The sequence below is a fragment of the Parazoarcus sp. PS-13 R2A genome (genome assembly GCF_057621855.1).
In genome coordinates, this window is the sequence record NZ_JBYEXN010000027.1 from 12,907 (window position 1) to 36,686 (window position 23,780).

General features: G+C 58.1%; 24 protein-coding genes. 18 read left to right on the forward strand and 6 right to left on the reverse strand.

Features of this window, described 5'->3' with window-relative positions:
- Nucleotides 1-30: 30 nt before the first annotated feature.
- From AC22G6_RS19380 to AC22G6_RS19400, 5 genes are all read right to left on the reverse strand, one after another.
- The gene (locus AC22G6_RS19380) at nt 31-255 is read right to left on the reverse strand and encodes a ferredoxin (RefSeq protein WP_108947945.1); all 225 of its coding nucleotides are present in this window, start codon (nt 253-255) and stop codon (nt 31-33) included.
- A gap of 134 nt (nt 256-389) precedes the next feature.
- Complete coding sequence (locus tag AC22G6_RS19385; protein ID WP_108947946.1) at nt 390-1,178, reverse strand: IclR family transcriptional regulator; 789 nt, start codon at nt 1,176-1,178, stop codon at nt 390-392.
- Between the two features lie 153 nt (nt 1,179-1,331).
- Entirely contained in the window at nt 1,332-2,207 is an 876-nt protein-coding gene (locus AC22G6_RS19390; protein WP_487368133.1) for a cache domain-containing protein, read from the reverse strand.
- A gap of 69 nt (nt 2,208-2,276) precedes the next feature.
- The gene (locus tag AC22G6_RS19395; RefSeq protein ID WP_108947948.1) at nt 2,277-3,467 is read right to left on the reverse strand and encodes a thiolase family protein; all 1,191 of its coding nucleotides are present in this window, start codon (nt 3,465-3,467) and stop codon (nt 2,277-2,279) included.
- On the reverse strand, nt 3,467-3,865 hold the full coding sequence (locus AC22G6_RS19400) for a Zn-ribbon domain-containing OB-fold protein (RefSeq protein WP_108947949.1): 399 nt from the start codon (nt 3,863-3,865) through the stop codon (nt 3,467-3,469). Before AC22G6_RS19400 ends, AC22G6_RS19395 begins: the two co-directional genes overlap by 1 nt.
- Nucleotides 3,866-3,999: 134 nt before the next feature.
- Between AC22G6_RS19400 and AC22G6_RS19405 the strand changes: the two genes are divergently transcribed.
- From AC22G6_RS19405 to AC22G6_RS19440, 8 genes are all read left to right on the forward strand, one after another.
- Nucleotides 4,000-4,713: an SDR family NAD(P)-dependent oxidoreductase gene (locus AC22G6_RS19405; RefSeq protein WP_487368134.1), complete on the forward strand. Its 714-nt coding sequence runs from the start codon at nt 4,000-4,002 to the stop codon at nt 4,711-4,713.
- A gap of 106 nt (nt 4,714-4,819) precedes the next feature.
- Entirely contained in the window at nt 4,820-5,806 is a 987-nt protein-coding gene (locus tag AC22G6_RS19410; protein WP_108947950.1) for a fumarylacetoacetate hydrolase family protein, read from the forward strand.
- 140 nt (nt 5,807-5,946) lie between these two features.
- Nucleotides 5,947-7,341, forward strand: coding sequence for an aromatic ring-hydroxylating dioxygenase subunit alpha (locus AC22G6_RS19415; protein WP_108947951.1), 1,395 nt, complete (start codon nt 5,947-5,949; stop codon nt 7,339-7,341).
- 26 nt (nt 7,342-7,367) lie between these two features.
- On the forward strand, nt 7,368-7,934 hold the full coding sequence (locus AC22G6_RS19420) for an aromatic-ring-hydroxylating dioxygenase subunit beta (protein WP_108947952.1): 567 nt from the start codon (nt 7,368-7,370) through the stop codon (nt 7,932-7,934).
- Nucleotides 7,935-7,998: 64 nt separating this feature from the next.
- Nucleotides 7,999-9,288 (forward strand): MFS transporter, encoded by a 1,290-nt coding sequence (locus AC22G6_RS19425; RefSeq protein WP_108947953.1) that lies wholly within the window; start codon nt 7,999-8,001, stop codon nt 9,286-9,288.
- Between the two features lie 32 nt (nt 9,289-9,320).
- Nucleotides 9,321-9,641: a 2Fe-2S iron-sulfur cluster-binding protein gene (locus AC22G6_RS19430; RefSeq protein WP_108947954.1), complete on the forward strand. Its 321-nt coding sequence runs from the start codon at nt 9,321-9,323 to the stop codon at nt 9,639-9,641.
- Between the two features lie 40 nt (nt 9,642-9,681).
- Nucleotides 9,682-10,917, forward strand: coding sequence for an NAD(P)/FAD-dependent oxidoreductase (locus AC22G6_RS19435; RefSeq protein WP_108951149.1), 1,236 nt, complete (start codon nt 9,682-9,684; stop codon nt 10,915-10,917).
- A 110-nt stretch (nt 10,918-11,027) separates the two neighbouring features.
- Nucleotides 11,028-11,357, forward strand: a complete 330-nt coding sequence (locus AC22G6_RS19440) for a c-type cytochrome (RefSeq protein ID WP_108951150.1) — start codon at nt 11,028-11,030, stop codon at nt 11,355-11,357.
- Nucleotides 11,358-11,546: 189 nt separating this feature from the next.
- On the opposite strand, the gene AC22G6_RS19445 is transcribed toward AC22G6_RS19440, so the two are convergent.
- Nucleotides 11,547-12,221: a DUF2889 domain-containing protein gene (locus AC22G6_RS19445; protein ID WP_487368135.1), complete on the reverse strand. Its 675-nt coding sequence runs from the start codon at nt 12,219-12,221 to the stop codon at nt 11,547-11,549.
- Nucleotides 12,222-12,374: 153 nt separating this feature from the next.
- Between AC22G6_RS19445 and AC22G6_RS19450 the strand changes: the two genes are divergently transcribed.
- The 10 genes from AC22G6_RS19450 (at nt 12,375) to AC22G6_RS19495 (ending at nt 23,756) form a co-directional block, all read left to right on the forward strand.
- Nucleotides 12,375-13,175: an SDR family NAD(P)-dependent oxidoreductase gene (locus AC22G6_RS19450; protein WP_108947956.1), complete on the forward strand. Its 801-nt coding sequence runs from the start codon at nt 12,375-12,377 to the stop codon at nt 13,173-13,175.
- Nucleotides 13,176-13,230: 55 nt separating this feature from the next.
- Complete coding sequence (locus AC22G6_RS19455) at nt 13,231-13,860, forward strand: TetR/AcrR family transcriptional regulator (protein WP_487368136.1); 630 nt, start codon at nt 13,231-13,233, stop codon at nt 13,858-13,860.
- 235 nt (nt 13,861-14,095) lie between these two features.
- On the forward strand, nt 14,096-15,187 hold the full coding sequence (locus AC22G6_RS19460) for an amidohydrolase family protein (protein ID WP_108947958.1): 1,092 nt from the start codon (nt 14,096-14,098) through the stop codon (nt 15,185-15,187).
- Nucleotides 15,184-16,062 (forward strand): fumarylacetoacetate hydrolase family protein, encoded by an 879-nt coding sequence (locus AC22G6_RS19465; RefSeq protein ID WP_108947959.1) that lies wholly within the window; start codon nt 15,184-15,186, stop codon nt 16,060-16,062. The genes AC22G6_RS19460 and AC22G6_RS19465 overlap by 4 nt, the downstream gene beginning before the upstream one ends.
- 13 nt (nt 16,063-16,075) lie before the next feature.
- Nucleotides 16,076-16,981 (forward strand): 3-hydroxyacyl-CoA dehydrogenase, encoded by a 906-nt coding sequence (locus AC22G6_RS19470; protein WP_108951151.1) that lies wholly within the window; start codon nt 16,076-16,078, stop codon nt 16,979-16,981.
- Nucleotides 16,978-18,150 carry a thiolase family protein gene (locus AC22G6_RS19475; protein ID WP_487368137.1) on the forward strand — a complete coding sequence of 391 codons (1,173 nt, stop codon included), beginning with the start codon at nt 16,978-16,980 and terminating at the stop codon, nt 18,148-18,150. Before AC22G6_RS19470 ends, AC22G6_RS19475 begins: the two co-directional genes overlap by 4 nt.
- Nucleotides 18,151-18,260: 110 nt before the next feature.
- Nucleotides 18,261-19,112: an SDR family oxidoreductase gene (locus tag AC22G6_RS19480; protein ID WP_487368138.1), complete on the forward strand. Its 852-nt coding sequence runs from the start codon at nt 18,261-18,263 to the stop codon at nt 19,110-19,112.
- A gap of 314 nt (nt 19,113-19,426) precedes the next feature.
- Nucleotides 19,427-21,130, forward strand: a complete 1,704-nt coding sequence (locus AC22G6_RS19485) for a DUF1302 domain-containing protein (protein WP_234418965.1) — start codon at nt 19,427-19,429, stop codon at nt 21,128-21,130.
- Between the two features lie 24 nt (nt 21,131-21,154).
- Nucleotides 21,155-22,513, forward strand: coding sequence for a DUF1329 domain-containing protein (locus tag AC22G6_RS19490; protein ID WP_487368139.1), 1,359 nt, complete (start codon nt 21,155-21,157; stop codon nt 22,511-22,513).
- Nucleotides 22,514-22,640: 127 nt separating this feature from the next.
- Entirely contained in the window at nt 22,641-23,756 is a 1,116-nt protein-coding gene (locus tag AC22G6_RS19495; RefSeq protein WP_487368140.1) for a YCF48-related protein, read from the forward strand.
- The last annotated feature ends 24 nt before the right edge of the window (nt 23,757-23,780 follow it).

A 23,780-nucleotide genomic window follows, 5' to 3' on the forward strand; every position in this document is an offset into this window, starting at 1 on the left:
ACTGTGCAAGTCCGCGTGATGGTGCCGGGTTCAGTCCGCGGGGGCTTCGATCTGAATCGCTTCCGCAGGGCATGCGGCAGCTCCCTCGATGGCAGCCTCTTCCTGGCCCTCGGGCACATACTCACTCTCAAGAAAGACGATACCGTCGGCATCCAGCTTGTAGACGTCGGGGCACAAGGCGGCGCATAGGCCGTATCCGCAGCAACGGCTGCGGTCAACAATGACTTTATGTTGTTTTGCGTTCTGTTCGCTCATGGCGTGTCTCCTGTTCTATGCACGATCTTCAAGATCGATGAAAAGATTATGCACAGAATTTAGAAAACTGTCACGTTTAACAACGAGCGAACATGGATCTACTTATCGGCTGTGTTGGAGGGGCCGGTGAAGCGCTAGATCAGGAGGTTGGAAAGCTTTTCCGCCAGACGGCGTATCTCCACGCCGATCTTCGTCGCTTCGTCGCCGATGTACTGACCGCGAAACATGACTGCCGATATGGTGAAGGACAGTTCACCGTATCGGTCATGGATGGGAGCCGCGATGGCCATGATGCCAGCTGAGAAGTAGCCGTCGTCCATTGCCCAACCGTGTTCGCGCGCGTGCTGAACCTGATCGCAGTATTCGCTGAAATCAAGCGGACGTGCCCAACGCATGCGATCGAATACGGTTCGCATGGCGTCCTCGTCGAGTTTCATGTGCGCCGCAAACAGTCGCCCACTCGCGCCCATAAGGATCGGAAGCCGTTGACCAATGGCCATGTCGATACGCAGATCGGTTGGACTTGTCTCCGATTTGACCAGGACGATCCGTTCGCTGCTCATCTGTCGCCACAGGGTGACCGTGACATGAAATCGAGCTGCGAAGTCCTGCATCAAGGGCTGTGCAACATCAAGCCGCTGGCCCTGGCTGACGAGATGCCCCACCAGTCGTGCGAGACCAAGACCCGGGGTGTACGTCTTTGACACGGGGTCGAAAGTGACCATTTCCTCACTGGCCAGCGTTCGCAGAATATTGAAGCACGTGCTTGGATTGATCGACAGTGCGCGCGCCATATCTGACGATCGCTCCGGCGAGCCGCTCTCCGTAAGGTGTTGCAAAATACGTATGGCATTAACGACCGGCTTGACGATCACTGTGCCCGTGCTGCGGGTTCCACTGTCGTCGTCTTCTCGCTCTTTCATCGCTTCTCCTCGACATGGTCAGCGTTTGACCGAATCGATCTTCAGTTTTATCTCTTTAAAGAATTTTATTCTGAATAAAGAATACTACGAAAGATACGAAAAGGCGATTCAAGATGCTGTGTGGGTGGATTGGCTGGATGTTTCCTGTAGCGTTCAGGGCTTGAAATAGCCGACAGCAACGATGTATCGATCCACAACCTTGAAAACCGTGCGTTTTGGTTCGGTCTTGCGGGTTACGGGATTCTTCCAGAGGTAGTCGAGTTCTCCGCTTTTGTCGCGCGCGGCTTGATCAAGCATTGGACGAATGATCGGTGTGCCAGCCTTATCGCGTAGTTCGCTCCCATCAGTGCCGACGAGGCGCGGCATGCTGCCGTGAGCGACGAAGTGACCGCTCTCCCGATCGATCACGAAGACATACAAATCGTCCTGTACGAACCGTCCGTCGAGCCGGTTGAATTCTCTGATTGCGCTTGACGGCTCGATTTCCATGGCTTCGACTGCGCGGTCCAGAAATGCGCGTGTCTGTTCGGGTGAGGAGCGATTGATGTAGTAGCCGACGGAGAGGATCCGATCCCCGACTTTCTCGAAGTAGGCATGCTTACGCTGCACCGAATTGTCGGCCCAGTTCAGCCAGCGATAGTCGACCTCTCCGTAACCAACAGTTCGCGCCTTATCCAGTATCTCTGCGAAGAACGGTTTGCCCGTGACGTCTCGCATCTGCGAGAGGTTGCGGCCGATCAAGGTCGCTGACGAACCGCCGCTGGTGAGCATTGTTCCATTGGTATCGAGCACGTAAACATAGAGTTCCTTGTCGGTGAATTCCCCCTGCCGTCCGAATTCCGCGAGCGCGCGGTCGCCGACCTCTTTAATACGTGATACGGCACGGGCAAGCAGTGCCTGCGCACGCACCGCATCAGAGGAGGTTTCAGTGATCCCCGCTGCGGAAGAGGTTGGTTCCTGAGCCGAACTCACTTGTGGTGTGGCGGCAGCGAACAGAATGAGTAATACGGCAAGCGTTGCGCGTTTCATTGTTGGTTCACCTCTCACGGTGTTTTTGTTCGGATGCAAATGAATGAAGAGACGTCTGGGCGTCTTCGTTCATTCCCTAACCAACAGGAGGCTTCCACCCAGGGGGCCTCCGCCGGCAGCAACAACTGAAACGTTATGCGGTTTGACCTGGCGATCTCCGGCACGTCCCCATAGTTGGCTGCATGCCTCGTGAACATAGCCAAGGCCGTGGGTGCGACCGCCGGAGAGTTGTCCTCCGTTGGTGTTGATCGGTAGCTCTCCATTTCGGGCGATGCGCTGCCCGCCTTCAACGTAGCGACCGCTTTCGCCGCGGGGGCACAGTTTCAAGCCTTCCAGCCAGAGCATCGTGAGAATCGAAAAGCCGTCATAGAGTTGTGCAGACCCTACATCGGACGGCTTCAGGTCGGTGCGCGCCCACATCATCTCGCCGACATCGCGGGCTGCAGTAGCGGTGAGGTCGATCTGATCCCATGACCATGGCTGGTGGAGTGCTGCACCCATGGCTTCGATGCGGATCGGACGGTTGGGGCCATCCTTTGCTGCGTCGGCACGCGACAGGATGATCGCGGTCGATGCATCGCAATGTACGTCGCAGTCGAGCAAGCGCAGTGGCGTGGAGATCATCCGTGAGGACAGATAGTCGTCCATGCTGAGTGGCGTTCTGTAGATCGCTTTTGGATTGAGCGCAGCGTTGGCGCGACAGGTCAGAGCGATCTGTGCAAGTTGCTCCGGAGTCGTGCCGTACTCATGAAAATGGCGTTGGGTGTAGAGCGCCATCAGATTGATTGCCGAGAGCACGTTAAACGGCGTATACCACTGCCAGAAGAAACTGCTGTCGCGCCCCACCGTCTTGTTCGTGAGTGCGCCGGCGTTCTTGTCGACCTGTCGCCGGCTGGCTTCGGTGATCGTGCGAAATACCAGTACGTGCCGACAAAGCCCGGCAGCAATGGCCATGGCGCCATTGATCACACCTGCCAGGGGGCCGGGGCCTTCGTATCCACCGCCATACCAATTGACCTTGAGCCCGAGCGTGCCGATCAGCGCATTGGGGCCGACCGGTGAAAAGGCATCACCATTATTGTTGTCACCCGGCCAGCAGGCGACGCCGTCAATATCGTCACGGGTCAGGCCCGCATCGGCGATGGCCTCAAGGCAGGCGTCCAGGGTCAGTTGCATCCCGGAGCGCGCAAGTGGGCGCCCAACGGCCGATTGACCGACGCCGCTGATTGCGACGTCTTTTTCGAAAATACGATCAAACATTACTCGTCCTTCTCGAACACGGGGAGCCATACGTCTTCTTGTTGTTCGAAGCGCACGCGTACCGGCATGTCGATGCGCACGGCCTCCGGAGGCAACCCAACGATATTGGTTACGAAACGTAGTCCCGTCTGCTCAGGCAACTCAACAATTGCCACCACGTAGGGGACATCGAGGTCGGGGCGCCAGGCCTGATGGTTGATCGTAAAACTGAGGACCTTGCCTTTGCCCGAAACCGGTTGAGGTGCGACCTCCCGGCTGCAGCAGCTCGGGCAGATCGGCGCGGGCGGGTGGAAGTAACGATTGCAGGCTGCGCACTTGTGTATCTGCAATTGCCCGCTTTCGCCGCCTTGCCAGAACGGCGCGCTATCCGCAGTAATCGCAGGAAGTTTTCGAGTCATGGATGTGTCCAGTCGATGTTTGACCCGTGGTCAAGCAGGGTCACACATTAACATATAGACAGAAGTTTAAAAACTGTCTAAAGTTTGTTCGTCAATGGTGCCTTCAGAGATTGAACGTTGAGGGCCATATCAGGATGAAAACGCACATGACTTGCAGACTCGAAGGCCGTTCTATTGTGGTAACAGGTGGGTTCGGCGCGCTTGGCCGCGCACTTGCCCGTCGCTTGATCGAGGATGGTGCGCGCGTTGCTCTGATCGATCGCGCAGTTGAGCCCGCAGGTGCGCTTCCGCCTGGGGTCTCTATCGCTATTGGTGCCGTCGATCTTGGTGATGAGTCTGCTTGTACTGCTGCATATGAGCAGGTCCGCGAAGCATTGGGTGCGATCCATGGGGTCGTGAATGTTGCGGGCGGCTTTACATGGGAGCCGGTCGAAACTGGCTCACTCAAGACATGGGATCGCATGTACGAAATGAATGTGCGCACCGCAGTGGTGAGCTGTCGGGCAGCCCTGTCTCACCTGATCGAAACGGGAAACGGACGCATCGTCAATGTCGGCGCACTTGCCGCACTCAAGGCGGATGTGGGTATGGCGGCGTACGCTGCATCGAAGTCTGGCGTACTCCGCCTTACCGAGTCGCTTGCTGAAGAACTCAAGGATCGCGGTGTCACGGTCAATGCGGTGATGCCGAGCATCATCGATACGCCAACTAATCGAGCCGATATGCCGGAGGCGGATTTCAGCCGTTGGGTGCCATCGGAGAAGATCTCCGCGGTGATTTCATTTCTGCTTTCGGATGATGCGTCCGCCGTGACCGGCGCAAGTGTGCCGGTGGCCGGAAGGGTGTAGGCAGGCTTTCACGGCCCCAACGGGTCGGCAGTCACCATCATCCAAAGACACAACAACGAAGGCCTGACCGGATTACCCGGTACGGGCCTCGCAAAAGGAGACACAGATGAGGTTGGTTACTTTTCGCGACGCCGTTGGCCATCAGCGTGCAGGCGCATTGATCGAGTCGGATACGCTGATCGTAGACCTTGCGCAGGCGAGCGGCATTCTGAATGGCTCGGCCTTGCCTGTGTTCGGAAGCACACTGGCGCTGGTTGAGGGCGGCAGCGAAGCACTGGCTGCGGCACGCGCGCTCGTTACGCGTGCCCCGACTGAGGCGGTCATTCCACGCAACACGGTGAAACTTTGTGCACCGATTCAGCCGCCACCGCAGATGCGCGACTGTTCATGTTTCGAACTGCATCTGAAGCAAGCCTTTGCTGCCGCTCGGCGGTCCAGGGTGGCACATCTGCCGGATCCGGAAGAGGCCTTGAGGCAGATGAACACGCGTGCGGACGAGCGCGTCATCGACACCTTTAACCGCCAGCCGATCTATTACAAATGCAATCGCTTCGCCGTGATCGGGCCGGATGATGAAGTGATCTGGCCGTCGTACAGCAAGGCGATGGACTTCGAGCTTGAGTTCGCTTGCTACATCGGGCGCAAAGCGAAGGATGTGCCGCGCGAGATGGCGCGTGACTACATTGTTGGCTACACGATCTTCAATGACATGAGTGCCCGCGATGCTCAGGCATTGGAGATGCCCGGAATGCTCGGGCCCGCCAAGAGCAAGGACTTTGATACCGGAAACGTGATGGGGCCCTGCCTCGTAACGGCCGACGAACTGCCTGATCCCTATGACCTGACCATGATTGCGCGAGTAAACGGCGAAGAGTGGGGCAGGGGGACGACGCGCGACATGCGTTGGACGTTCGAGGATGTGATCGCGCATATCTCCCGCTCGGAAACCCTGTACCCGGGCGAGGTTCTCGGATCTGGCACCGTCGGAAACGGGTGTGGACTTGAGCATCTGCGCTATCTGAAACCCAATGATGTGGTCGAGCTTGAGGTTGAGGGTATCGGTGTCCTGCGCACTCGCGTAACGCGACCCTGACTTCCCACAGCCGTCCCCCTGAGTTGAACGCAATTCATGCGTACCCGGCGTGATCCGGACAGACAAGTAAAAGTGGCCGGAAAGGCCTGATGAGTCGATCCCGTCCTTGTGGCGGTCTCTAACCCTGAGAGGAGATATCAATGTCAAGTAACGCAGGCTATACGCTGGCGGATGGCACCCGTTTGGAGGATCTCGTTAGCGTACCCACGCGCGAAGTTCAGATGCGTGCATTGTCCGATCCTGAGATCTATCAACTGGAGATGGATCGCGTCTTTGGCAGGACTTGGCTGTTGCTTGGCCATGAGTCGGAGATTCCGGCATCCGGAGACTTCATCGTTCGTGACATGGGGTCCGATTCCGTGATCGTTGCGCGGGCAAAGGATGGCGCAATTCATGTCTCGCTCAACGTCTGTCCGCACCGGGGCATGCGTATCTCCACCGTCGACGCGGGTAATACCCAGATTCACAAGTGCATTTACCATGGCTGGGCGTTCCGGCCAAACGGCGAGTTCATCGGTGCGCCGGTCGAGAAGGAGTGCATGCACGGCCGCATGATGCCCAAGGAGGAGCTCGGTCTGCCCCAGGCACGCGTCGCGTTGTATGGCGGAATCATCTTTGCGACGTGGGATATCGAAGGTCCGTCCTTCGATGAGTTCCTTGGCGATGCCAAATGGTATTTCGACACGCTGTTTGAGCGCAGCGACAACGGTCTTGAGGTGCTCGGCCCACCGCAGCGCTTTATCGTAAGAGCCAACTGGAAAGCTGCTGGTGAGCAGTCTGCTGCAGACGGATACCACACGCTCACCCTGCACCGCTGGTTGGGTGAGGTTGGCAACTATTCCAAGAGCGGCGATGGCGGCAGTGCCGATCTTTCTCCCGAGATGTATGGGGTAGAGGTCAGCTCGCCACACGGACATGCACTGCGATGCATCGATCTCGGCCGCAAGATCAAGAAACTCACCGGACTCGATCCGGCGGAGCTGAGCGTGGAGCAAAAGCTCGAGGCACTTCCGCCGCCTGGTGTAACGCGCGAAATGCTGCCGCAGCTGATGAAGCGACTGAGTAAGGAGCAACTTGAGGTCGTGGTGTCGATGCCACCTCAGGTTGGCGGGATTTTCCCCAATGTGCTGTTTGCTTTCGTGTACATCCCCCAGGCAGACGGAACGGTACTCGGTCTCACCCTGTTGCATGCCTATGTACCGAAGGGGCCCGATCAGCTTGAGTTCGTGAACTGGGTGCTGGCAGAGAAGGATGCGCCTGCCGAACTGAAGGAGAAGATGCTGATGCAGAGCATTCAGCTCTTCGGTACGTCTGGCATGGTCGAGCAGGATGACTCCGACACTTGGCCGCACATGACTCTGGCGGCAAAGGGTGCGCGCGGACGGCGCTCTACGCTCAAGTATCAGGCTGTGTATGAGACGGGTGCGCCGAAAGGCTGGCCGGGTCCCGGCATCGTCAATGAGGGCTTCACGAAGGACGACACCCAGTGGCACTGGTGGTTGTACTGGAATGAGCTGATGAACGCCCGCACCTGAACCAGACGAATTCCTAGGAGCCAGACATGAACGCTGCACAACACGAAGCTGAAAACACCGCCCCCACGCGTGGCGAATCCGTTCCGTACGGGAGCGAGACCTATAACCGCATCGTCAGCTTCCTCTATCAGGAGGCCGCGCTGCTCGACTCGATCCGACTTAAGGAGTGGGGATCAATCCTCGCGACAGACCTCGTCTACACCGCACCGCTGCGCCAGACTCGTCCGATGTCGCAGCAGGCGCAGTCGATCATCCGCACTGTCCAGCACTATCACGACAATTACCGCTCGATCATGGGGCGCATCATGCGGCTCACCGAGACCCGGAGCGCGTGGGCGGAGGATCCTCCGTCACGCACCCGCCGGATTGTCGGCAACGTGCAGGTTTTTGCGACCGCAGAGAGCGAAGAGTTCGAAGTGATCAGCAATCTGTTGATGACGCGCAGCCGTTTCGACTCGCCCGACATGGACCTCATCAGTGGCGAACGGCACGATGTTCTCAGAGCTGACGGTTCCAGCTTCAAACTTGCCCGTCGTGAGGTGATCCTCGATCAGGCGGTGCTCGGCACGCCCAACTTGGCGATTTTCCTGTAATGAGGGCGGGCGCTTTCATGGAGTGTCCAGCGGCGCCCGCAGTCAGCGCGAGGGGAGCAGGGCAATGACAGCAGGTGCAAACCGCGCGGCAATCAACCTCGATGAGTTCAGGCAGGGTTGGCAGATCGTCGCCCTGTCTGTGGTGGGCGTTGCGATCAGTATCAATGCGGCCCTGCTCTACGGTTTTGGCGTGCTGGTGATTCCACTTGAGCAGGCGTTTGGCTGGCAGCGCAGCAGCCTTCAGGCGGCCATTACCTTCCTTTTTGGCGGCGCAGTCATTGGTTTGCAACTGGTGGGCTGGCTCAACATGCGTTTCGGCATGAAGCGCGTCACGGTGCTTTCGCTGCTGTCGATGGCGCTGGGCTACCTGGCGACGACCTTGATTGGAGGGTCTATCTGGTCGCTCTATTTCGCGTTCTTCATGTTACCGATCATTGGCATGGGGGCGCTGGCAGTGACCTGGACGCAACTGCTCAATCTGTGGTTTCACCGCAACCGGGGTCTGGCGCTGGCGATCGGCCTCTCTGGCACGGGTATCACCGCTGCCTTGGTACCGCGGCTGCTTAGTTGGGGCGTGGACGCCTGGGATTGGCGTGCAGCCTTCGTGATTCTCGCGTTGCTCAACGTATTCGTCGGGATTCCGCTGACGCTGTGGTGGTTTCGATTGCCGGCCGTCGTGGACAAGGCGGCACACGGCAGGGATCAAGAGCCATTGTCCGACGCTGGCCCGCGGCTTCTGATCACCGGCATGAGCTTTGCGGAAGGCTTGGCGTCGCCTCGCTTCTGGATCTGCAACGTGGCGCTCTCGCTGGTCGTGTCGGCAGTGGTCGGCCTGGTTACCAGTACCGTTCCGATGCTGCGCGATAAAGGGCTCTCTGCTGCAGATGCCGCCGTCGTGTTCGGCTATTTCGGCGTGTCGCTCATATTGGGCCGGCTCGTGGTGGGCTATCTGCTCGACCGCTTGTGGCCGCCCGGTGTGGCAGCGATCAGTCTGTCGCTGCCTGCTGTCGGCTGTCTGATCTTTCTGTCGGGACAAACCGAACTTGGAATGCTGAGCGTTGCCGCAGCGCTCATCGGACTTGGTGCAGGTGCCGAGTTCGATATTGCCGCATTCCTCATCGCACGATACTTCGGTCTCAGAGAGTACGGTCGTCTGTTCGGCCTGCATCAGGGCCTGATTACCGTGGCTTCGGCAGCAGCCCCTTTGCTGTTTGCAGCGATGCTCAACCTCACCAGTACCTATTCGGCAATGCTGGTTTATTGCACTGCCGCCTCGCTATTGGGTGCCGTGTTGTTGCTAGCGCTCGGGCGTAGCCCTCTGTACGAGCTTCAACCCGAAGCGGCGAAGGCCTGAACTCATTCCTGTCACCAAATCGGAGAACCACGATGCCTACCATCAATGTGATTGAACACAACGGGATTGCACATCAACTTTCTGCAGACGTCGGTCAGTCGGTCATGCAAGCAGTGACCTTTGCCGGAATATCCAGCATGTCGGCTGATTGCGGCGGTGCCTGCGCCTGTGCAACCTGCCATGCCTACCTCGACGAAGCGTGGATGGACCGCTTCCCGCCAGTTCAGGAAACCGAGGATGCGATGCTCGACATCGTTCCGGAACGTCGTCCAAACAGCCGTCTGAGTTGTCAGCTGGTACTGACCGAAGGAATGGATGGACTGACATTACATCTTCCAGCAGCGCAGTTCTGAGTTGGCGGTCGAACAAGAACAAAAAACTGGAGGCAGGAACATGTCAATTAAATCAGTCGTGATTGTGGGGGCTGGCCATGGCGGTGTGCAGGTTGCCATATCCCTTCGTCAGGAGGGATTCACCGGTCGCATCGTGCTACTCAATGACGAGGAAGGCCTTCCTTATCAGCGACCGCCGCTGTCAAAAGCCTATCTGCTTGGCAAGATTGGTGAGAGTGCGATGCTTTTCCGCCCCGCGACTTTCTATGCGGAGCAGCGAGTCGAGCTCATTCATGACCATGCACATGCGATCGATCGCACGAACCGGCGCGTTCTGCTTACCTCGGGGGGCGTGCTTGACTACGATCATCTGGTGCTGGCAACGGGGGCTCACAACCGCCCTCTGAACATTCCTGGTGCAGAACTCGCGGGTGTGTATGGTGTAAAAACAAAGGCTGACGCCGACGCACTCTCACCGCTGGTGAAAGCTGCGAAGCATGTCGTCGTGATCGGTGCTGGGTTTATCGGCCTTGAGTTTGCAGCTGTCGCTGCTGCTGGCGGCGCGGCAGTAGAGGTGCTGGAACTCGGTGACCGCCCAATGGCGCGTGCGGTGTCTCCACAGATGTCAGATCTTTTCCGCTCCGCCCATGAATCGTGGGGCGTTCATTTCAATTTCCGCTGCGGTGTTGTTGCACTCGAAGGTGAAGCGGGGCAGGTCACTTCTGTCACGACCACGGATGGTCGCCGCCTGGTGGCCGATTTGGTGGTTTATGGCATCGGCGTTATTCCGAACGTACAGCTCGCGCTTGAGGCAGGTCTGGATGTCGATAACGGAATCCGGGTGAATTCGGCACTGCTGACGTCTGATCCGGCGATCTCGGCCCTGGGTGATGTGGCCGCCTTTCCGTGCGTGCAGAACGGCGAGCGATATACCCGCCTGGAGTCGGTACAGAACGCTGTTGACCAGGGCAAGTCGATCGTAGCCCGTCTGATGGGGAAGGCCGCGCCGTATGTCGCGCTGCCATGGTTCTGGACTGACCAGGGCGCACTGAAACTGCAGATAGCGGGTTTGTCGATCGGTGCCGACAACTATGTGGTGCTCGGTGATGCCGGTGCGCAGCAGATGTCCGTGCTTTGTTTTCGCGGCGAAGAGTTGATCGCTGTCGAGTCCTGCAATCGTCCAGGCGATCACATTTATGCCCGCAAGATCCTCGCGCGGCCACCGGCGCTCACGCCCGTCGTTGCGGCGGCTCAGGGGTTCGACCTGAAAACGTGGGAGGCGGAGAACCGCCGCTGAAATTCGGATTCGACGGCTTACTCCAGCGGCAAGCCGTCATCAAGCGGGCGAGGCGGTTCGTGGAGTGCCGCCGTCCTGACCGCGTGTATGTACCAATTGAGGAGATTGTCATGAAGAAAGTAATTGTGTCCGCTGCATTCTTCGGAGTGCTGGCAATGCCGGCGTGGGCCGGGGACGTTGAAACACTTGCAAAAGAGAAGGAGTGCATGAGTTGTCATGCGCTCGACAAGGATGCGATCGGTCCTGCTTTCGCCAGCATCGCGAACAAGTACAAGGGTAACGAAAGAGCCGAGGCCATGCTGGTGAGCACGGTATTGAAAGGATCGCCCAGTGCCGGTGGATATCACTGGGGTACCAAGAAGATGCCACCCCCCAGCGTACGCCAGAGCGTCAGTGCAGATGAGGCTAAGGCGCTGATTGACTGGATTCTCGCAATGTAGCGTCGTGGCGGCGTGAGTGCGGGGTCTGACTGCGGCGCTCACGTCATCTCCAGGGCTGGGTTGGCCACTGATTGCAATGTCGGTTGGTCAGCTCTTGATCAGAGGGCACGGTCAGCCGACAGAAGTGCCCGGAAGCATTGCTTGTCGGATATGTGCGACATGCGGTGTAGGTGATGTGAGTGGCCTCATTCATCCGGAAAAGCGTTGAAGCCATTCGCTGTCGTCTTGGCAAAGTGCCCAGCGCCGCTCACTGAAGTCCCAAGTCGAGCCCACGATGCGGATTGCCTGTTGGGCGCGTTCAGGCTGTTGGGCGTAACAGCGGCCGCTCGGTCGTGCATGCACTTCCTGATCAATGTCCTTGTTTCGCCCAAGCGAGATGATTGCACAGCGGCGAAGTACCAGCGCTGCTTCCGATTCGTCGGCTGGAAGTGTGCTGAGTGCCCAGCGAGCCATCCCTTCGCGAATGCTCACCCCAGTGTAGGGGGCGGGGCTGAGGATGCATGAATTGTGAATGTCCCACTTGAGCTGTAAGCCGTCGTCGCGCGCAAGCCTAGCCTGGGTTTCGCCGTTCTTGTAACGCGGAACCTCAATCTCGTAACCCCTGTAGTCATGGCCGCGCGCGGCCAGTGCGATCGCAAGCCCGGCCAAGTCGAACATGTGCGTGCACTGCAGGCTGGCGTCGGTATGGCGGCTGACTGAGTTCGCTATCGGGTTCAGCACCATGCCGACGAGTCCGGCAAGCGCGGCAGACGCTTCTGGACAGGCGCTGAACGGATGACGTGGTGCTTCCGCGCTGATTTTCTCGACGATGCCGTTGTGGTGGATCAGGGCGACCCGGAAGTGATGGAAGTCATCTTCGAGCACCGCGCGCACCTCTCCACCTTTGGGCGAGCGGCGAGCATTGATCTGTATGCGTCGTCTGAAGCAAAGCATGTTCTCGGTTCCTGTTGGGGGTGTGTTTGTTGTTTTAATGTGTACAATAACATCAATAGTGTTTAACAAAAATTGGAGGCGACAATGGGCTTGCTGACGAACAAGGTTGCGCTGATCACCGGCGCAGGCGGCGGCATTGGACGCGGCGTTGCCCGCCGTTTCGCGCGGGAAGGCGCAGCCGTGGTGATTGCCGAGATTGACGAGAAAAGCGGTGCCGAGGTGGCGCTGGAGCTTGAGTCACTTGGCGGGCGGTCATTGTTCGTTCGGACGGACGTGATGGAGAAGGCATCGGTTCTGGCTGCAGTGGACGCCGCGGTGCGGCATTTCGGTGGCCTTGATATCCTGATCAATAATGCATTTGTGCCGACGCCCAATGTCCGCTTTGAGGACAAGACTGACGAGATGCTTGAGCAGACCTTGACCTCAACGATCAAGGCGTCATGGTGGGCAATGCAGGCGGCCATGCCGCACATGCGCAATCGCGGTGGCGGCAAGATCGTGAATTTCTATTCGATCGATACAGAGATCGGTGCCTGGCTCCATGCCGATTACAACACTGCAAAGGCGGGAATTCTCGGCCTTACCAGGAGTGCCGCAGCTGAATGGGGGCGCTTTAACATCACCGTGAATGCCATCGCACCAACCGCAATGGGGGCGACATTCCACAAGCTGGCTGCCGAGAATCCAGGCTTCGCCGAGCGCGCTGCTGCAATGCGTCCGCTAGGTCGCTGCGGTGACCCCGAAGACGATATCGGCCCGGTCGTGGTTTTTCTTTCGTCGAATCTCTCCCGCTATGTCACTGGTGAAGCAATCCACGTCGACGGTGGCTTGCACTTGCCCGGGTACAACTCGAGACCCGCAGACGTGCCTGTCCGCGAGACCTGATTCAAACCATCACCGGCAGCGTGACGTGCGACCTGAAGTTCCGGGAGGTAAGACCATGAATGAGCCCGTTCGACGGGATGGAGAGCGAATCACCCGTAATCGGCGCTCGGATGCAACTGTCAGCCGAATACTGGCAGCGACCGAAGCGGTTGTGCTGAGTGGAGGCGCGGAGCGCATTTCAATTATTGAGGTGTGTGAACGTGCTGGTGTATCTCGCGGTACGTTTTACCGCTACTTCTCGTCACAGGACGACCTCCTGGATGCCTTTTCGCGTCACAAGCGTGAGGGTTTTCATCAGTCCATGCTGGCCGCAACAGAGCATCTGAATGACCCCGATGAGCGCTTTCGAGCTCTGATTGCCTACCTTGAGAACTACGTGGCTCACGGGCAGGCACGTCAACTGCTACTGGCTGCGCCCGAATATACCCTGCGTTTCTTTCAGCGCATTTTCAATGATTCTCTCGTCCGTCTTCAGGATGTTCTTCGCGTGGTCTTCGATTCTTGGGACGTGCAACTCGGAGTTCGCATCGATCGCGAACTGGTCTGCGAGATGCTGATCCGCTACGTCCTGAGCGAACAACTTGTGCCTCACAACCGAGTCAGTGAGGGAACAGATCGGATCGAGCGTCTTGTACGTTCTCTGGTGATGCCATCGATCGAGAGCGCCGGCTTCGCCCCGAAGTAATCTCTGCAGTTGTGACTGGAGTGATTTTCCTGACTAGTGAATAAAAACATTAAACAGAATTGCAAAAACTGTTTATGTTTGGCATGATGACTTTCATCGATTCACAGACACCGCACGAGTGTCGCAGGCAGGAGACAACTAACAGCGTCTAGCGGCCACCCGCTGAGACAACGGCTGTCCCTTGTCCGCGAATGCGGCGCTCGCCGGGCCCACAACACGGCACAAGGAGACTCCAATGCTGATCGATCTTCACGCACATGCACCCCATCCCGATTACTACGACCAAGATCCCTACTGGGGCCCCGCATTTGAATCGCAGCCGGATGGCGACATCAAGCTGCGTGTCGGCGACTGGGTGCTCACGCTTGGGGCGCCTGAACGCAAAGCTGCTTTGCGCAAGGCCAAGGCCGAGGGCAACGCGCTGAACGTTCAGGAATACATGGCACGCTGGCGCGATCCGAAGGTGCGCCTCGCAGGCATGGATGCCGCGGGTCAGAATGCGCAGGTGCTGTCCGTACCTTCGCACTGCTACATGTACTGGACGGAACTCGAGTACGCGACTCGATTCTCGCGCAAGGCGAATGACGTTCTCGCGGAATACTGCTCGGGCGCGCCGGACCGCCTGATGTTCTGGGCGCAGGCACCGCTTCAAGACCCAAAGGTGGCAGCAGCCGAGATTCGTCGCGCGTGTACGCAGCTTGGTGCCAAGGGGCTCGGAGCGGGCGGCTCAAACTTTGGCGGGCTTGAGTTCGATTCGCCCGAGATGGATCCGGTTTGGGAGGCGCTGTGCGATCTCGACCTGCCCATGTTCATTCATGGCTATAACCAGTCAGTGACCTGGGGCAAGAAGGCCAATACCGACCGCTACGAAACGACCGCGATTGTCGGCATGAACTACGACGAGACCAAGGCGTTCTGGTATCTAGTCAATGGTGGCGTGTTTGACCGCTTCCCGAACCTGAAGGTCTACATCACGCATGGTGGTGGTTTTGTACCCTATCAGCTTGGACGTCTCGCGCAAACGAACCCCAACCTTGATACCCATCACAACAAGAAACCGGTCCTCGACTACCTGCGCAATTTCTATTTCGACGTCGAACTCCACGAACTGCCGATGCGTCAGGCCTTGATTGACGTGATCGGTGCGGATCGCATTCTCTACGGCTCGAACTTCGGCGGCAGCGATGCTGTTCGGCATGATCTGACCGAGGGCTTGCGTCTGTCTGACGATGATCTGCAACGTATTCGCTGGAAGAATGCCTGCGAACTCTTGCACCTTGATCCGGCAAGCGTTGGCGCGGTCGCCAAGTCTTTGGTGACGGCATGAAGCTCGCCCGTGCGTGTGCTCCCGGAGTGAATGGCGGTGCGCCATTCTGGGCGCTCGTCGGCGAGGGCCAGAAGCTGTTGCCCATCGCCGGGAGCTTCAATGAATGGGGGCCGGCGCTGACGCGGGCGATTGCGGCGGGGCAGGCTGATGCCGGCCGAGCGGCGCTCCCGCTCACCGGCCAGAACTGCCCGTTAGATGCTGTTCGTCTGTTGCCTCCCGTGGAGCCGGTGAATCGTGTCGTAGTGGCTGGTGCGAATTACGCCAAGCATCTCGCGGATGACTTCGGCCTCAAGTCGCCTCCTCAGCCTGTGGCCTTTCTCAAGGCTTATGGTGCGCTGATAGGCGCAAACGACCCGATTCGCTATCCACCGTTGACGCGAGAGCTTGATCACGAGGTCGAGTTGGTCGTTGTGGTTGGTGACACGCCCAGCGGCACAGATCCCTTGGCTGCGGTGCTCGGATACGCGGTTGGAAACGACGTTTCAGCGCGGGACTTACAACGCAGCGGGCCACCGGGCATCGGTATGGACCTCTTTGCGGCCAAGAGTCAGGACAAAACGACAGGTGTCGGACCCTGGATTGTGACCCGTGACGAGTTTCCGCAAGGAAGTCCGAAGCTGCGGCTGACGCTGAAGGTCAATGGCGAGACGCGGCAGGACGGTCACACCTCTGAAATGACCTGGGATGTTGCGCAACTGGTGACCTTTGTGCAGATGCGCTCGAGCTTTGCTCCTGGGGACATTCTGTTTACCGGATCACCGGCTGGCGTCGGGCAGGGCACGGGTCGCTTCCTCAATCCCGGAGACGTCGTCGAGGCGGGTGTGGAGGGGATTGGCACGATAACCAACATCGTCGGGCCACGTGCCGACGCTTGAGGAGAAAGCCGAAATGGTCGACTTGAATGACAAGGTTGTAGTAGTCGGGGCGGGCCTGATGGGTACCGGAATTGCTCATGCTTTTGCCAGCAGCGGCTTTGAGACGCGCTTGGTCGATACCAGTGAAGAGGCGCTCGCCAAGGCACAGAAATCGATCCATGGCATTCTCGATAGCGGAGTAAAACTGGGCAAAATCACCGATGCCGACGCTGCTGCTGCAAAGGCGCGATTGACGACATGCACGATACTGAAGCAGGGCGCAGAGGGGGCAAAGCTGCTGGTTGAGACCGTGTCGGAGAACCTGGCTATCAAGAAAGCGGTTTTCGCCGAGGCGGTGCCCGTACTGCACGAGGCCGCTGTGATCGCTACCAATACGTCTGCGTTAAGCGTGACCGAGATTGCCGCTTCGGTCGTCACGCCGGAGCGGGTCATCGGCATGCACTTCTTCAATCCAGTGCACAAGATGAAGTTGGTCGAGCTGGTTCTCGGCATCGCCACTGACGAGGCAACAGTAGCCGCCAGCCGTGCGTGGTGCGATGCGATTGGGAAAACCTCCATCCTGGTCAACGAATCTCCGGGCCTGACCACTAGCCGCATGTCAGCGATGCTGGGTAATGAGGCGATGTGGATGCTGCAGGAGGGTACCGCCAGCGCCGAAGATATCGATACTGCGCTGCGAATGGGGTTCAACCATCCAATGGGGCCACTTGAGCTTGGCGATCTGACCGGTTGGGACACACGACTTGCGGTGCTGCGCTACTTGCATTCGACTTTGGGCGAAAAATTCCGTCCGTGCCCACTGATCATCAAGATGGTGGCGGCAGGGCGCTATGGACGCAAGACGGGTCATGGCGTCTACAAGTACGACGACAAAGGACAGCGAGTCCTTGGTTCAGGTTTGAGGGCGAGTAACCTATGAGCGATATTTTCATCGTTGATGCGGTCCGCACGCCAGTTGGAAAGTACAACGGGAGCCTGGCGGCTGTAAGGGCAGACCACTTGGGCGCGCACGTCCTGAATGCGCTTGTCGAGCGCGCCGGAATTACTGCCGCTGAAGTGGATGACGTCATTTTCGGGTGCGTCACACAGGTAGGTGAGCAGTCGGCAAACATCGCGCGGACTTCCTTGCTCGGGGCTGGTTGGCCGGCAACGATCCCCGGGCTCACGATCGATCGCAAATGTGGCTCTGGTGAAGTGGCGGTCCATGTCGCAGCCGGCCTGATTGCGTCGGGCTCCGCGCAGGTGGTTGTCGCAGGCGGTGCCGAAAACATGAGTCGGGTACGCATGGGTGGCAACCGCGAGATCTATGGCGAAGCTTTTGGCTGGATGGCAGCCGAGAGGTATGAGCTGACGAGTCAGGGCGAGGCTGCCGAACGTATTGCCGACAAGTGGTCGCTCAGCCGGGAGGCGCTCGACGCTTTCTCGGTCGAGAGCCATCGTCGAGCAGCCGCAGCAGCCGAAGCGGGGTATTTCCGTCATGAAATTGTTCCGGTGCCGGTCAGTGCGCTCAAGGAGCGTATGTATGCCGAGCCCACACCTGATGTTTTCGACGCGGATGAAACGATCCGGCCTGCAACCCGTTCCGAGAAGCTTGCAACGCTCAAGAGCAGCTTCCGGGAAGACGGCAAGTTGACTGCGGGAAACTCTTCTCAGATCTCCGATGGCGCCGCTGTTCTTTTGCTGATGTCCGGCGATGCGGTGAAACGCCTGAAGGTGAAACCGCGCGCGCGAATCAGGGCATTCACCACTGTAGGCTCCGATCCGACGCTGATGCTGACGGGGCCCATCGGCGCAACCCGCAAGGTTCTGAGCATGGCTGAGGTCTCAGTCGATGAGGTTGAGCTCTTCGAAGTGAATGAAGCTTTCGCACCTGTGCCCATGATCTGGATGAAGGAGCTTGGGGTGCCTCACCACAAGTTGAATGTAAACGGTGGGGCCATTGCCCTGGGGCATCCCCTTGGTGCGAGCGGTGCCCGAATCATGACCTCGATGTTGCATGAACTCGAACGTCGTGGCGGGCGATACGGTTTGCAGGCGATCTGCTGCGCGGGTGGTATGGGCACGGCGACGCTTATTGAGCGCCTTTAGGCGTTTTTCCCATCAGCCCGCTGCGGGAAAAGTGCCACGCATCGGATTGATTGTATGCAACGACAGTCAGTTCGTACTTCCGCAGGGGCCAGTAACGGAGGAAACGGGTCATGCATATTGATCTGAGCGACAAGAGAGTGATCGTCACCGGAGCATCGCGTGGCATTGGACGTGCAATCGCACGTGCTTTTGCAGCAGAAGGGGCTCGGGTTGCGATCTGTGCGAGAACCGCTGTTGCCGTTGAGGAAGTGGGACACGAATTGGCCCTGAAAACAAAGTCGGTGATCGCCCGTGCAGTGGATGTTACCGATACGCTGGGAGTGAAGGCCTTTGTTGATGAAGTGGCGGCGGAATGGGGCGGGGTCGACGTCCTGATCAACAATGCCGGCCAGGGCCGAGGCGGCAATCTCGATACGCTCACTCCCGAAATGATCCTCGAGCACGCGAACATCCTGCAGATGGGGCACTTCCGCTTCGTTCAGGCAGTAGTGCCCCACATGCGCAAGCAGCGCTGGGGGCGCATCGTGGAAATAAATGCATTGGCAGGTGTGATTCCCACACCTGACGGCATCCCTTCTGTCATCAACCGCGCCTCATGCGTGGCGCTTTCGAAGTCTCTAGGCATGTCCCTTGCCAAGGACAACATCCTGGTCAATTCGCTCAACATGGGATGGATTGACACCGGCCAGTGGGACCGTCATTTCCAGGAAGCCGGGCCGGGCGTATCGCGGGAAGAGTTCGATGAGATGGTCCTCAAGGTCGTTCCTCTGGGCCGGTTCGGAAAGCCAGAGGATGTAGCGGGGATGGCGCTTTTTCTTTCCAGTGATTATGCAAGTTTCATCAGTGCGGCATCGATAGACATTGCCGGTGGTCTGCAGGGTCAGATTGCTTATTACCCAACGCTAAAGCGCGAGTTCACCGAAGCGGTCAAAAGACGTGCCGAACACGCATCGGATCTGTGATCCATTGCACACGTGAAGCTCGCCGGCAGCGATGTTTGGGGTCCGGTTAGCGTGAGAAATGGAGACGGGCGGGGGGCTTCGAGTTTGTGTTCCGATCCTCAGGTGCATCTGACTCAGTCGAAATTCTGTCATTAGAAACAAAATCCGGTGGTAGAATTTAAACAGAAATGGGATTACAATTCAGAAACCGTACAAAAGTATTGTTCGGACGCGCATTCCGAACCTGATGCGTAGCTGGCAAGGGTGCTTGAGGCAGGCAAAAACGATCCGATAGACGGGCGACCCGGATCGTAATAACGAGAGGAGACAGATTCATGATCAACAGGAACGAAACGACGGGCCGACGTTACGTGCTGCATGGCGTTGCTGCTGCGATTGCGCTTGCTTTTGGCGGGCAGGCGCTTGCATTTGAGATAGACACCGGAAACGATGACCTCAAGATGCGCTTCGACAACACGATTCGTTATACCGCCGGCGTTCGTATGGAAGATCGGGATTCGCGTCTGATGCGCAACGCGATCTACGACGAGGGTGATGCGAAGTTCGGGCGCGGCGATATGGTGACCAACCGTATCGATCTGTTCACGGAAATCGACCTAAATTACCGCGGGGAGTTTGGTGCGCGGGTCAGTGGCGCTGCCTGGTATGACCAGGCCTACGACGACGACAAGGTGACTGCGCCTACCGGAACGGCAACGGCTTACCGGGATAGTCGTTATAACAGCACGGTCAAGCGCTACGTCAATGGTCCGTCGGGCGAATTGCTCGATGCCTTTGTCTGGTCCAACTTCTACCTCGGTGATATCCCGGTAAATATCAAGGTTGGCCGTCAGACCAACGTCTGGGGTGAGGGCTTGCTGTTGGGGGCACATGCGATTTCCTACTCGCAATCGCCGGTTGATGGTGTAAAGGCCGTTTCGAACCCGGGTATTGAGACGAAGGAGGTATTCCTTCCGATTGGTCAGGTATCGGTGAATGCCGTGGTGACTGACAGCGTGACGCTGATGGGTCAGTACTTCTACGAATGGGAGCCGACGCGCGTTCCGCATGCCGGAACCTACCTGATGGGCGCGGATACTGCGCCGAGTTCCGACTTCCTTGCCTTCCCGATTCCGGGGGACTTCAAGGCCACGATTATCGACGCCAAGAAGCCCAAGCAGTCTGGTAACTGGGGTGTTGGCGCGCGCTGGAACTATGAGCCGCTGGAGTCGACCTTCGGCGCCTATTACCGCAAGTTCGACGACTACTCGCCGGAGCTCGGAGTGCAGCTTTCCAGCTTTGTTCCTTTCGGGCCGAGCTTTCTGCCGACCAAGGCCCGCTTCCTTTACCCCGAAGACGTCGAGATGTATGGCGTGAGTTTCGCACGAGTGATCGGCGGTGTGAGCGTGGGTGCAGAGCTCTCCTATCGCGTAAATGGGGCACTCAACACGCCTTCATCGCATACCCTTGATACTGGCGCACGCGGCGACACCTGGCATGCAGTGCTGAACGGAATCTACATGCTGCCGAAAACGGCATTCTGGGATACTGGCTCACTGATTGCCGAGATTGCCTATAACCGACTGGACAAGGTTACGAAGAACGAGCAACTCTATCGTTCCGTCGGTTCCAGCACCTGCGTCGACAGTCGCACCGGTGTGGCTGGGTCGGGAAACGAACGTGATGGCTGTTCCACTCGTGATGCGACCCAGATCGCGCTCAAGTTTTCTCCGCAGTACCTGAACATTCTGCCTTCATGGGATCTGACGGTGCCTGTGAGTTTGAGCTACGGGTTGTCCGGCAATTCGCCGACCTCAGGCGGTGGCACGGAGGGCGAGCTTCGCTGGTCGATCGGTGCGACCATGAACTACGCATCGAAGTACGAGTTCTCCTTGCTTTACTCTGATCGCACACTGCCGGTTAGGACGAGGATGGGCGCATCTGGCGAGGTGATTACCGGTGGTCAGGCCCATAGCAATTCTTCGGTCGGTGCAATCGATCGCGGCTGGCTGGCATTCACTTTCAAGACGGCATTCTGATTGACCGTATAGAGGAGACAAATAATGATCAAGAAGAAGCATCTAATTTGGGTGGCGATCGCTGCCATGGCGAGTCCGGTCCTTGCTGCTGTCAGTGCTGATGAAGCAAAGCAGCTCGGTACGACCCTGACCAAGTACGGCGCCATCAAGGCGGGAAACAAGGAAGGCACGATCCCTGAATATACGGGAGGCTTGACCACGGCGCCGGCAGATTTCAAGCCGGATAGCGGCTACTGGGCTGATCCCTACCGCGACGAAAAGCCCGTGCTGCGTATTGACGGCAAGAATGTCGACCAGCACGCGGAAAAGCTGAGCGCGGGTCAGCGCGAAATTCTCAAGAAGAATCCGTCGTTCTACATGGATGTGTACCCTACACATCGAAGCGCAGCCGTGCCCGACAAGGTGCTGGCCGCGACCGTGCGCAATGCGACGACCTGCAACACACTCAAGGACGGTCTCGCGGTCGATCCTGCGTGCCGGGGAGGTCTGCCTTTCGCGATTCCGAAGACCGGTAACGAAGTGATGTGGAACCTGCTGCTGCGTTACAAGGCGGAAACAACCACAAAGTCGTCGCGCTCCTGGGTGGTCGATTCCAACGGCAAGGCTGTGATGACAGCTCAGCAGAAAACCCTTGAGGAGCATCCGTACTATCAGGACGATCTTGATGGGCGCGATCCGCAGATGTTCTGGCGGACCTACTCCGTGACTCAGGCTCCGATCCGCAAAGCGGGCGAACTGACCGGTCTGATGGATTTTCTTGATCCGACCGAGAAGCCACGCCGTGCCTGGAGCTACACGCCGGGCCAGCGCCGTATCAAACTTGCGCCCGAGTTCTCCTATGACACTCCCGTTTCGAGCATGGGGGGCGTGACACTGTTCGACGAGTTGTTTGTGTTCTCAGGTCAGATGGATCGCTTCGACTTCAAGCTTGTCGGCAAGAAGGAGATGTATGTTCCCTACAACGCCTACAAGCTCTACTTTGGCTGCGGTGTTCAGGAGCAGTTCATGGAGAAGCACCCGAATCCGGCTTGCTGGCGCTGGGAGCTGCACCGAGTCTGGGAGGTAGAGGCGACGCTCAAGCCGGGCTTCCGTCACGTCTATACCAAGCGGACGTATTACATCGACGAGGATAGCTATGGCGCCATGCTCTATGACGCTTACGACCAGAACGGTCAGCTATATCGCTCGATCTTCAATGCAATGATTCAGATGTATGACGTCAAGGCTCCCTATATCGTCAAGAACGTCGTGTTCGACTTCAACAAGGGGATGTATGCCCTGGTGAACGATGCGATCGAGGGCGGTTATGGCGTCATGAGCGAACCGTTGAAGAACCGGGAGCTCAGTCCCGAAGCGATTGTCGGACGCGAAACGGCGCGCTGATCGCTTTGACGATTGCGAAGGGCATCAGCGCACCGATGCCCGTCTTCAAGTTTTCCGGAGCGGCCATCAATGATGATCGTTCCGGGAAGGCTGGAAGCATCAATCTATCGTGACTGGAACGCATCCCTTGAAAAATTATCGAAATCGCATTCTCCCGCGTTTTGCGCGGATGGGCGTGGCCTGTGCGTTATTGAGCGCCGCCGCAGTTGCGATGAGCCTGACGCCGGTTGTTGCCGATGTGCTCGACATACCTGCGACCCTCTCGCCGCTCGCGTTGCGCAGTCCTGTGACGGGAATCGCGTCCTCTGGCGGTGTTGCGATCGCGGTGGGTCCTCGTGGCGTCGTGCTGCGGTCGACTGACAGTGGAGAAACCTGGAAACAGATCCAGGTGCCGAACAGCGCCGATCTTGCAAGCGTGCGTTTCACCGATGACAACACCGCATGGGTCATGGGGCATGACGGCATTGTGCTGCGCTCGACCGACAAAGGTGAAAACTGGACCCGAATACTTGATGGTCGCGTCGCGTTGAGTCTGATTGATGCTTACTACGCCAAACAGGCCGCCGCAGGTGATGAGGGCGCTGAGCGAGTGCAGGTCGAGATCGAGCGTGCAGCTGCGCAGTCGGCGACACCGGGTGTGCTGTCGTACCCTTTCTTCGATATCGCGTTGAATGCGGATGGTGAGGGTTTTCTGGTTGGTGCATTTGGTTTGTTGCTGCATACGACCGATGGCGGCGCAAGCTGGGAGCCCTGGCTTGAGCGGGCCGAGAATCCCAGAAGAATGCACCTCTACATGCTGAATACGGTCGGAAATGAGGTCTATCTTTCGGGTGAGCAAGGTGTAATGCGGCGGCTGGATCGTGCGTCAGGACAGTTCGTCACCATCGAGACGCCTTATGGCGGAAGTTTTTTCGGCAGCCTCGCCTCGAATGAGACCCTGATCGTGTACGGACTTCGTGGTACTGCCTTGGTAAGCACGGATGGGGGCCTGGAATGGAAACCGGTGAAGCTTAATGTCGATGCTTCCATTGTCGCCGCCTTGCCAGCAGCGGATGGGCGATTGGTGTGGGTGTCGCAGGATGGACAGGTTCGCTTGAGTGATCGTGACGGATCTTCTGTCACGGAGCTCGACATGCCCCGCGCCGGTGAAGTGCTGTCCGCTGCATTGGTTGCACCGAGACGGCTTGCGCTCGGCACTCACCAGGGTGTTCGTTTAGTGGACATCCCAATGGGTCGTCCTTAGGCCGGATTCTCCTCAAAAAATCAT

What these genes read in the sequence shown, in the direction of transcription:
- AC22G6_RS19420 (WP_108947952.1), top strand. Translation starts at nt 7,368, where the DNA reads ATGAACGCTGCACAACACGAAGCTGAAAACACCGCCCCCACGCGTGGC.
- AC22G6_RS19450 (WP_108947956.1), top strand. Translation starts at nt 12,375, where the DNA reads ATGGGCTTGCTGACGAACAAGGTTGCGCTGATCACCGGCGCAGGCGGC.
- AC22G6_RS19430 (WP_108947954.1), top strand. Translation starts at nt 9,321, where the DNA reads ATGCCTACCATCAATGTGATTGAACACAACGGGATTGCACATCAACTT.
- AC22G6_RS19470 (WP_108951151.1), top strand. Translation starts at nt 16,076, where the DNA reads ATGGTCGACTTGAATGACAAGGTTGTAGTAGTCGGGGCGGGCCTGATG.
- AC22G6_RS19440 (WP_108951150.1), top strand. Translation starts at nt 11,028, where the DNA reads ATGAAGAAAGTAATTGTGTCCGCTGCATTCTTCGGAGTGCTGGCAATG.
- AC22G6_RS19475 (WP_487368137.1), top strand. Translation starts at nt 16,978, where the DNA reads ATGAGCGATATTTTCATCGTTGATGCGGTCCGCACGCCAGTTGGAAAG.
- AC22G6_RS19455 (WP_487368136.1), top strand. Translation starts at nt 13,231, where the DNA reads ATGAATGAGCCCGTTCGACGGGATGGAGAGCGAATCACCCGTAATCGG.
- AC22G6_RS19390 (WP_487368133.1), bottom strand. Translation starts at nt 2,207, where the DNA reads ATGAAACGCGCAACGCTTGCCGTATTACTCATTCTGTTCGCTGCCGCC.
- AC22G6_RS19380 (WP_108947945.1), bottom strand. Translation starts at nt 255, where the DNA reads ATGAGCGAACAGAACGCAAAACAACATAAAGTCATTGTTGACCGCAGC.
- AC22G6_RS19460 (WP_108947958.1), top strand. Translation starts at nt 14,096, where the DNA reads ATGCTGATCGATCTTCACGCACATGCACCCCATCCCGATTACTACGAC.
- AC22G6_RS19490 (WP_487368139.1), top strand. Translation starts at nt 21,155, where the DNA reads ATGATCAAGAAGAAGCATCTAATTTGGGTGGCGATCGCTGCCATGGCG.
- AC22G6_RS19415 (WP_108947951.1), top strand. Translation starts at nt 5,947, where the DNA reads ATGTCAAGTAACGCAGGCTATACGCTGGCGGATGGCACCCGTTTGGAG.
- AC22G6_RS19410 (WP_108947950.1), top strand. Translation starts at nt 4,820, where the DNA reads ATGAGGTTGGTTACTTTTCGCGACGCCGTTGGCCATCAGCGTGCAGGC.
- AC22G6_RS19400 (WP_108947949.1), bottom strand. Translation starts at nt 3,865, where the DNA reads ATGACTCGAAAACTTCCTGCGATTACTGCGGATAGCGCGCCGTTCTGG.
- AC22G6_RS19395 (WP_108947948.1), bottom strand. Translation starts at nt 3,467, where the DNA reads ATGTTTGATCGTATTTTCGAAAAAGACGTCGCAATCAGCGGCGTCGGT.
- AC22G6_RS19425 (WP_108947953.1), top strand. Translation starts at nt 7,999, where the DNA reads ATGACAGCAGGTGCAAACCGCGCGGCAATCAACCTCGATGAGTTCAGG.
- AC22G6_RS19435 (WP_108951149.1), top strand. Translation starts at nt 9,682, where the DNA reads ATGTCAATTAAATCAGTCGTGATTGTGGGGGCTGGCCATGGCGGTGTG.
- AC22G6_RS19465 (WP_108947959.1), top strand. Translation starts at nt 15,184, where the DNA reads ATGAAGCTCGCCCGTGCGTGTGCTCCCGGAGTGAATGGCGGTGCGCCA.
- AC22G6_RS19485 (WP_234418965.1), top strand. Translation starts at nt 19,427, where the DNA reads ATGATCAACAGGAACGAAACGACGGGCCGACGTTACGTGCTGCATGGC.
- AC22G6_RS19480 (WP_487368138.1), top strand. Translation starts at nt 18,261, where the DNA reads ATGCATATTGATCTGAGCGACAAGAGAGTGATCGTCACCGGAGCATCG.
- AC22G6_RS19385 (WP_108947946.1), bottom strand. Translation starts at nt 1,178, where the DNA reads ATGAAAGAGCGAGAAGACGACGACAGTGGAACCCGCAGCACGGGCACA.
- AC22G6_RS19405 (WP_487368134.1), top strand. Translation starts at nt 4,000, where the DNA reads ATGAAAACGCACATGACTTGCAGACTCGAAGGCCGTTCTATTGTGGTA.